Source organism: Acinetobacter sp. 1294596, assembly GCF_000582925.1.
GTDB lineage: Bacteria > Pseudomonadota > Gammaproteobacteria > Pseudomonadales > Moraxellaceae > Acinetobacter > Acinetobacter radioresistens.
The window spans coordinates 1-761 of record NZ_JFCC01000117.1 but is presented as its reverse complement, the minus strand read 5'-3'; the positions used below and the strand labels follow the sequence as shown (position 1 = coordinate 761).

Annotated in this window: 1 protein-coding gene; it reads right to left on the bottom strand. The window is 36.9% G+C overall.

Annotated features, from left to right (window positions below):
- On the bottom strand, positions 1–728 hold a 728-nt coding region (locus J502_RS16155; protein WP_081403964.1), incomplete at its 3' end, for an IS30-like element ISAba125 family transposase.
- Positions 729–761 lie beyond the last annotated feature (33 nt).

Below are 761 nucleotides of genomic sequence, written 5' to 3'. Positions count from 1 at the left end.
CGGTCATAGGTCAACGTTTTACGCAGTTCTGCAGGTAAATATTTCAGAGCTTCAGTTAAAGCCTTGCGCACTGATTCTGCCTTTGCATCAGGTAATGTTGCCAAGATACAGAGCCGTGTATTTCGTTCAATAAGTGTTGCTATCGAACTTTTATTGTCTTTACCTTTAATTAAATCAGCTTCCCAATGACCCGGTATTTTTCTTTCTTGAACTTCGGCTGGGCGCTCATGAATAGTTTTAATATCCTGTAATATAGAATCTTTTTTAGGTTCACCGTTAGCTTTTCGCTTTTTATTTTCATGACGCAGACAGGATAATAAGTCTTTTTTCAACTCACCCTTTGGTAATGCTCGTATCGTTGAATAAATCGTTGTATGGCTTACATTCATTGTTTGATCCAAATCAGGAAATGTCTTTAAACGCTTTGCTATTTGCTGAGGAGACCATAAACAACGGATCGCTTCAACAATAAATTTCCAGAGGATTGAATCGATTTTGAGTTTTCTGTGACCACGTCTACGTCTAGCGAAGGTGTTATCAGAAGCATATCGAGCTTGATAAACGTCATTGATGCTATTTCTTTTAAGCTCACGATAGATCGTACTAGGATGTCTTTTAATGAGTTCAGCAAATTTTCTGGCTGAAAAGCCTTCTTTTCTTGACTCAAGCATTAATGCAGTACGATCTTCAAAGTTAAGATGATGGTATGACAATTTTATATACTCCATAAACCCTTTAAATTAATTAGGTGGTTTATGTCG